The sequence below is a fragment of the Bradyrhizobium sp. genome, assembly GCF_049512235.1.
Taxonomy (GTDB): Bacteria; Pseudomonadota; Alphaproteobacteria; order Rhizobiales; family Xanthobacteraceae; genus Bradyrhizobium.
Window position 1 is genome coordinate 1 of sequence record NZ_JBEKXH010000337.1, and the last position, 7,005, is coordinate 7,005.

8 protein-coding genes and 1 pseudogene are annotated in these 7,005 nt (G+C 59.7%); 3 read left to right on the plus strand and 6 right to left on the minus strand.

Annotated features, from left to right (window positions below; all coding sequences use genetic code 11):
- The first annotated feature begins 111 nt into the window (after positions 1-111).
- The 3 genes from ABSG20_RS25345 (at position 112) to ABSG20_RS25355 (ending at position 2,463) form a co-directional block, all read left to right on the plus strand.
- Positions 112-1,230 (plus strand): metallophosphoesterase, encoded by a 1,119-nt coding sequence (locus tag ABSG20_RS25345; RefSeq protein ID WP_423867241.1) that lies wholly within the window; start codon positions 112-114, stop codon positions 1,228-1,230.
- A 581-nt stretch (positions 1,231-1,811) separates the two neighbouring features.
- Positions 1,812-2,093, plus strand: coding sequence for an AbrB/MazE/SpoVT family DNA-binding domain-containing protein (locus ABSG20_RS25350; protein ID WP_423867242.1), 282 nt, complete (start codon positions 1,812-1,814; stop codon positions 2,091-2,093).
- A complete protein-coding gene (locus ABSG20_RS25355; RefSeq protein ID WP_423867235.1) occupies positions 2,074-2,463 on the plus strand; it encodes a type II toxin-antitoxin system VapC family toxin in 390 nt (129 codons plus the stop codon). The genes ABSG20_RS25350 and ABSG20_RS25355 overlap by 20 nt, the downstream gene beginning before the upstream one ends.
- Before the next feature lie 595 nt (positions 2,464-3,058).
- Here the strand turns inward: ABSG20_RS25355 and ABSG20_RS25360 are convergent.
- The 6 genes and pseudogenes from ABSG20_RS25360 to ABSG20_RS25385 all read right to left on the minus strand — a co-directional run.
- A complete protein-coding gene (locus ABSG20_RS25360; RefSeq protein WP_423867236.1) occupies positions 3,059-3,460 on the minus strand; it encodes a hypothetical protein in 402 nt (133 codons plus the stop codon).
- A 46-nt stretch (positions 3,461-3,506) separates the two neighbouring features.
- Positions 3,507-4,976: a YncE family protein gene (locus tag ABSG20_RS25365; protein ID WP_423867237.1), complete on the minus strand. Its 1,470-nt coding sequence runs from the start codon at positions 4,974-4,976 to the stop codon at positions 3,507-3,509.
- Positions 4,977-5,024: 48 nt separating this feature from the next.
- Positions 5,025-5,468 (minus strand): DUF305 domain-containing protein, encoded by a 444-nt coding sequence (locus tag ABSG20_RS25370; protein WP_423867238.1) that lies wholly within the window; start codon positions 5,466-5,468, stop codon positions 5,025-5,027.
- 175 nt (positions 5,469-5,643) lie between these two features.
- Positions 5,644-6,174: a Dps family protein gene (locus tag ABSG20_RS25375; RefSeq protein ID WP_423867239.1), complete on the minus strand. Its 531-nt coding sequence runs from the start codon at positions 6,172-6,174 to the stop codon at positions 5,644-5,646.
- A gap of 131 nt (positions 6,175-6,305) precedes the next feature.
- A complete protein-coding gene (locus ABSG20_RS25380) occupies positions 6,306-6,752 on the minus strand; it encodes a DUF6130 family protein (protein WP_423867240.1) in 447 nt (148 codons plus the stop codon).
- A gap of 104 nt (positions 6,753-6,856) precedes the next feature.
- Positions 6,857-7,005, minus strand: a pseudogene (locus ABSG20_RS25385) (alpha/beta hydrolase); the annotation flags it as partial.

Below are 7,005 nucleotides of genomic sequence, written 5' to 3' on the forward strand. Positions count from 1 at the left end.
TGGACGCTCGCTAGCCGCGCGATCAGATCCAGAGGCCGCAACTATCCCGGTCCTTGTTGTGATCGGCCGCGGTTCGGTCTAAGCAACTTTCGCACCCTGGGAGATAGACCGATTTTTCGCCTCATATTCGTGTTGCCGTGTCTGTTTGTCGTCACGCGGTTCTTATGGCCTTTGCAATTACCTATTCCGGTAAAGTGCGTTGCGACGGTGATCCTGTTCGCCGCCTCGCAGTATCATTACTGGAGCCAGCTTTCATCGGGGTCGGTCTTCTCGCCCGAATTCCCGCGCCCCGTGGTCATTCTCTTCAATTGGGCGTTCGGAACGATCATCCTGCTCGCGCCAATGCAACTGCTGCTCGATGTCGGGACGCTGATTGCAATGCTGGTCCATGGCGGCGGCGTTGGCGTACCCGACGGCATACGCTACGGGTTGGGCACCGTCGCCGCCCTCCTCGCTGCGGCAGGCGTCCGCCAGGCGCTGCGAGTGCCGCCGTTGAAGGACATCGAGATCGGCATCCGGGGACTCGCACCGCAATTCAACGGTTACACGGTGTTGCAACTGAGCGATCTCCACATCAGCCGCCTTTTCACCGCGAAATGGGCGCGTGCCGTCGTCGAGCGGGCGAATGGCCTCGGCGCGAACCTGATCGTGGTGACGGGAGACCTGATCGACGGCAGCCTCGCGGCGCGACGCGCGGACGTCGAACCGTTGCGAGACCTGCGTGCTGCTGATGGCGTGTATGTCATCCCCGGCAACCACGAGTATTTCTTCAGCTATCGCGCCTGGATGGCGCATTACGCTGAAATGGGGATGCGAGCCCTCGAGAACGATCACGTGGTACTTGTTCGTGGCGGCGGCAGGCTGGTTCTCGCCGGCGTCACCGATTTGTCGGCGGCCCATACCGGGCATCCCGCGCCCGACCTCGCTGCCGCTCTGAATGGCGCGCCGAAGGGTATTCCGATCATCCTGCTGGACCATCAGCCGAGAGCGGCACGACAGGCCGCCGCGCTCGGCGTAGCGCTTCAACTGTCCGGACATACCCACGGCGGCATGATCATCGGACTCGACCGGCTGACCGCGCGCGCCAATGCCGGATACGTTTCGGGTCGATACGACGTCGATGGGATGACGCTGTACGTCAACAACGGCACCGCGCTGTGGCCCGGCTTTGCGTTGCGGCTCGGGCGGCCATCCGAGTTGACGCGGATTACGCTACGCTCGGCAGTGTGATTCAAAATATCATAAGAATCATCAGGATCTGGCGGGCCACGAACGACGATGATGAGTACTATGCCTACGCTATAAGAGTAAGTAACTAGGCACTGATTTGCAAGTCTCCGTCGCCGGGCACCTGCGGCGCAGATCGGCCACGGCCAGTTGATCGCAAGGCCGGCCGCAGTGGAAAACTACGGGATACAGGTTGGTTTGGCGGAGAGAGTGTCAGTCAATCCTTATTGATGTACAAGCTGTTTTTCGTTCCAGCGCGTCGGAACCAACGGTCCTGCCTACCGGCAATTGGCTAATCCCGCGCCCCCGCAGCGCGCCAAGCCTCGGCGCCAGCTGGCATTCAGGTAGGTGACGCTTCAAGTTGGCCGAACGGATAAACTTCAATCGTCGACGACTGGCATCCGCCGGTGGTCGCTTATGCCACAAACGGTCAATCGGGCTTTCGGGTCGCCGCGGCAACTCCGTGGATCAGACTTTCACGGAGATTGTGGATCGCGAATCTCAGCAGCCGACGTTCCGGCATGGGCCTTGCCATCCCGCCCAAGTCGGACTATCTTACTTTTGTCTTACCGAAGGAAGCCGTCGTGTCCGCCGAGCAGAAATCGACCACTACCGTTTCAACCAAGGGCCAAGTGATTTTGCCCAAGGCGATCCGGGAACGGCTGGGCTGGCGCGCCGGAACGGAACTGGTGGTGGAGGATACCGCCGAGGGCGTATTGCTGAAGGCGAAGCCCGCCTTTGCGCCCACCCGGCCGAAAGACGTGTTTGGCTCGCTATCCTATAAGGGGCCTGCAAAATCGATCGCGGACATGGAAGCGGGGATCGCCGCCGAGGCGAAACGACGGCATGCTCGCAATCGACACTAATCTCATCGTCCGCTATCTGGTGGACGACGATGCAGGACAGGCTGCCCGGGCGCGCAGTCTGATCGACAACAATGACGTCTTCGTCTGCACCACGGTCCTGCTGGAGACCGAGTGGGTGCTGCGCAGCGTCTATCGATTTTCCGCTGCCCAGCGCGCCAAGGCCCTCTCCGATTTCGCGGGACTGCCGCGCGCAAATCTGGAAGATGCTCCCGCCACGGCGAAGGCGCTGGGCTGGATGCGGCAGGGCGTGGACTTTGCGGATGGTCTGCACCTGGCCAAGGCGGAAGGATGTGAGGCCTTCATCAGCTTCGACCAGAATTTCGCCAAGGCCGCCAACGCCCTTGGCGGCATCAAGGTGCGGACGCCCTGACACCGAGCGCGCAGGGCGCACGTAAGGTCGCCGTGCATGGAGCCGCCTATGCACACCCGCCGCGCCTCAATCAGCTTGAAGTGATGGCACGGAGGACCACGCACCGCATGAAATTGCTATACGAAGCGAAGCGGCTCGCGGCATTCCTCAAGGATGCGGTCGATGATTTCCCGAGCGATCCGGCGCGGAACATCTAGCGACAAGGCGGCACGCGCGGCGGATAATACAAGCGTTGGGCGAAATTTCTGCAGCTCGCCTGTTCTTTCGTTTTCAGAAAAACAAAGGGCGCCAAGATCATCATGCTGACCTGGCTGAGCGATGAAATAGTGACCGCTCTGATCGCAAACCTTCCGATTTGCCCGCCCCCATATCGAAATCTACGCGCGCAATCGACTTGTACCAATGGATCTGTGCGCGGTATCTCTTTGGCGTGAAGCTGGAGAAACAAAAGCAAAGCGCGATTTGATCTCTGCATTCGACTGAATTTCATAACGGATTACATTGGCTTCCACCCCGAGGTCCGCTCCGGAGTCCGTCTATCGCGAAAGAGAAATTAAACTTATATTTCAATATGTTCTGGCGGAGAGAGTGACAGTCAACCCCCATCGAAAGATAAGGTATTTTCGACTTTCCTAGACCAAAACCCACCGTTTGAGCAACGGCCGGTGAATGGGGTTTCGCCTCCGACAAGGGCCTGTAGGTGTTGCAAAAAGACATATGGCGGCGGTACAATCTTCGACAAATAACAGTATTCTTCCGCGATCACGCGGCGCAGAAACTTCGAGCGTTTCTCCGACTTTTGCAAACTCGTGAAGATAGCTGCTCGCGATCCCGTGCCATGAGCCGCCAGATCAGCCTGTCCGTCGCCGACGAGGTTGAGGCGACGCGCATACAGCCTTCCATCCACGGGGCGCTTCCAGATCGCGGTCCGCACCATTTTGCCACGCCAGGCCAACTCAAGGGGAAGTCCGACATTGACCGAAACCACCTTGGCCATGACAGAATTCTCCTTATTCCTTCCCGGCCAACCCCAAGGTGCGACCTTAGTCCGGAGTCTGCATCTGCACAGCCGTTCCGGGCTTGTCTGGCGTGCCGGTGAGAACAACCAGATAGCGCCGCCGGATTTTATCCTCGCCGTTGAGGAGTTGCCTGATCGGGCCGACCGCGTTGACAATCGCTGATCCCGACGGGTTGGTCATGAATGCCGATAGCGGCTCCCACGGCCCCTTGCCTTCGGCATCGGCTGCAAGTGCGAGGACGTAGGGATGCCTCGGTTCAAGACCGGTGACGGATGCCTCCAGCACCTGGGTGAGCCCCTGGTCGAACAGGGAAACGCTCGTTGGAGCCGTCTCCATGTCGTCGCCGCGCTTCGCCGGTGCCGCCAGTTGCAGATGGAACGCCTGGCCGGCGACACCCGGCGCCTCGAGGTTCTGCAAACCGTCGCCCTCGGGCACCGCATTCGGGACGTAGGCAATTGCCTGGGGACCTTGTCCGATCGGACTGGCGGCGATCACCTTGTTGGTCAGAGCGTCTATTGCGACCAGCGCATCGCCGTTTTCGAGCCCGACATAGACGCGGCTGCCATCTCCGGACGGCCAGACGCCATGGGGCAATTTACCGACCGGTATGGCTGCGATCTGCACGAAGTCATCGGTGCGGAAGACTTTGACCTCGTTCAAGCCTCCTACCGTTACGTACGCGAATTTCCCGTTCGCATTGTACGCGAAATTGACGTGGTTCGTGATCGGCCCCGTCTCGAATGAGTTGAGCACCGCGAAGGGAGGTTGCGCGTCGAACACCATCACGCGGCCGGTATCCTTCAGCGTCATCCATACCTGCTTGCCGTCCGGCGTCGCCGCGATGTTCGGGCAGAACGGACTCTCCTGCTTGACGTGCCCGACGATCCGATGGTCGGCGACGCTGATGACGACCGTCTCCGGATTGAAGGACGAACAGACGTAGCCATATTTTCCGTCGGGCGAAAAGATCTGCATTCCCGGTCCGGCCGGAACCGTGATCCGGCTCTTTTCTTCATAAGTCTCCCCGTCGAGCACCGAGACGTAGTCCTGTCCGCGCACCGTCACCCAAATCTCCCTCCCGTCCGGGGTGAAGAACACTTCGTGCGGGGAGCGTCCGAGATAAGTGGTATGCTTCACGGCGTTGGTGGCGGTGTCGATGAACGTAACAGAGTTCGACCCGATCGAAACGGCGGCGATCGTCTTGTGGTCCGGCGCGAATCCGAGGCCGTGCACGAGAACCTGTCCACGATAGAGCGGACTGAAGTTGCCCGGCTGCGGATCGCCAAGCCTGATGACGCCGAGCAATCGGCTGTCCACCGGGTCGGTAACGGAAATCGTATTCGAGAATTGCTCCGCCGTGTACACGCGATCGCGATGGGTGATCGCAATATCCGCGTCGGAGGCCGCGCCAGGCACTTGGCCGGCCCACACCGCGGCCGGCATCGCCAACAGGACATTCACAACGAGAACCGACTTCCAGACATTTCGTTTCATCAAAAGCTCCTCTTTAAGGGGGCAGTCCCTGGGTTCAGCAACCTTCGACTATGGCCGCTCCGGAGACTTCGCGACCTGGGTGGGCGATGGCATGGAGGGCGGCAATGGATCGCCAACTGCGAGCCGCATCGCTGCAATTTCCTGCTGCTGCGTGACGATGATCTCCTGTGCCAGTCGTCTGATCTGCTCGTTGCGTCCATGACGCAGCACCGCTTGCGCCATATCGATGGCGCCCTGATGATGGGGAGACATCATCGATACGAAGTCACGATCGATATCGCCCGTCGGCCTGGCCGCCATATCCAACATCATCCGCTTCATCGCCGCCTCGTTTTCGACCAGGTACGACGCTTCTTCGGAGACCTCGGCCTGTGCCGACGAACAGATCGGGTCCGGAATTCCATCCGGGCGGGGCTGCGAACGCTGTTGAGCAGCGGCGGCGACCGCTGCGACTCCTATTACCTGGACAAACCCCAGGATCGCGCGAAACAACGTCGATTTGAGTATTAACAACATGTCGCCATTTCCCCGTTGTTGTACCGGTCATTGCCAATTAGGCGCCGCCGCCATGCCCGCGAAGGTGACGACCGGCGGCAGGCATTGATCAATCTGCGCATATTTCTCTCCTGATCGTTTGCCGGGGGCGGATTGATGATCTGTTCGATAGCTAACTCTCTGTCGAAGCCGGGCGTCGGCTGCTCTCGAACAGGAACCAAACCCGCCCCTCTGCCTCGTCGATCCACGGTTCGATCAGGCTGGCGGTGGCTACGTCTCGGTTTTCGTCGCAGAGCTGATGCGTCTCGCGCAACCGGGCGATCAGTTGCATGTTGTCGTCACGCAGTTCTGCCAGCATGTCGAGCGGCGTCACATAGTCCGCGTCGTTATCCAATACCCGCTGCAGACGCACGACATGCCCGGTCGACCGGATCGTCGTTCCGCCGATCTTGCGGACGCGCTCGGCAATCGCATCGGTTGTCGCAAGGATCTGAGCGCCCTGTTCGTCCAGCATCAGATGGTCGTCACGAAAATGCGCACCCGAAACATGCCAATGGAAATTCTTTGTCTTGAGATACAGAGCGAACATATCGGCCAACAGCGCCGTCAGGGCGCCCGAAATATCTCGCACCGCGTTGGAGCCGAGGCTGGTCGGTGTGTGCAGCGGCGCGGCCAGGCGCGACTTCAGTTCCAGCATGTCCATCGTATCGTTCCCTCTGTTGCGCCACGGCTCGGATCGTCCAGAACCGCTGACGAGCATCCCATGACGCCCGCCGAAGGTATTGAATGGAACTCCGAATTGTTGTCGAAAGCCGAGTTTAGATATCGCCTCGCTTAACTGGCGTCCATGCGAGCCGGTATGATAAAATGCACGGTTTCACTGCAGATGACCCTGTGTGTGGGATCGGCCAACTCGAACAACACGCGGTGCGATCCCGGCCCAAGGCCGACGATAATCACCGTTTCGCCGCTGGCGTCGACAAAATGCCACGCGGCGTCGTCGACCGTGATATGGACATGGCCAACGCGCGGCGACACATCGAGGGCACCCTTGCCGAAGACCGGGATGACACGCAGATTTTCCGTACGGTATTGGATAAAGACGCGGCCTTGCGCAAGCTGCTCCGGAAGCGGTGGATCGACGATCAACCTGGCTGGAGGCTCATTTTCGATCGCCACCAGAGGCGACGGGCCGATAATTTCCCTTGCGCTAGGAACGAAAGCACCAGCAGCGAACAAATAGCCTGCGGATATAACCAGATCTGGAAATGTACCTAACATGATCCTTTCCTTTCTTCAGGTGGGGCTTCTCCTACTGAACGCGCATTCCCGTGACCGGGAATGCGCGCTTTTTGTTTTGAAAGCGACCGCACGCCGAGGCTAGTTCATGAGCCAGGCAATTTGCGGTCGAGGAAGCCGCGGATGAGCGGAATCATCTCATCGGCCTTGTCTTCCAGGGCGAAATGGCCCGTGTCGATCAAGTGCAATTCGGCATCGGGCAAATCTCGCAGATACGGCCCGGCGCCGTCGGCGG

Bases quoted from the DNA above. Each gene is read 5' to 3' on its own strand.
- ABSG20_RS25365 (WP_423867237.1), bottom strand. From the start codon at position 4,976: ATGAAACGAAATGTCTGGAAGTCGGTTCTCGTTGTGAATGTCCTGTTG.
- ABSG20_RS25380 (WP_423867240.1), bottom strand. From the start codon at position 6,752: ATGTTAGGTACATTTCCAGATCTGGTTATATCCGCAGGCTATTTGTTC.
- ABSG20_RS25375 (WP_423867239.1), bottom strand. From the start codon at position 6,174: ATGGACATGCTGGAACTGAAGTCGCGCCTGGCCGCGCCGCTGCACACA.
- ABSG20_RS25355 (WP_423867235.1), top strand. From the start codon at position 2,074: ATGCTCGCAATCGACACTAATCTCATCGTCCGCTATCTGGTGGACGAC.
- ABSG20_RS25360 (WP_423867236.1), bottom strand. From the start codon at position 3,460: ATGGCCAAGGTGGTTTCGGTCAATGTCGGACTTCCCCTTGAGTTGGCC.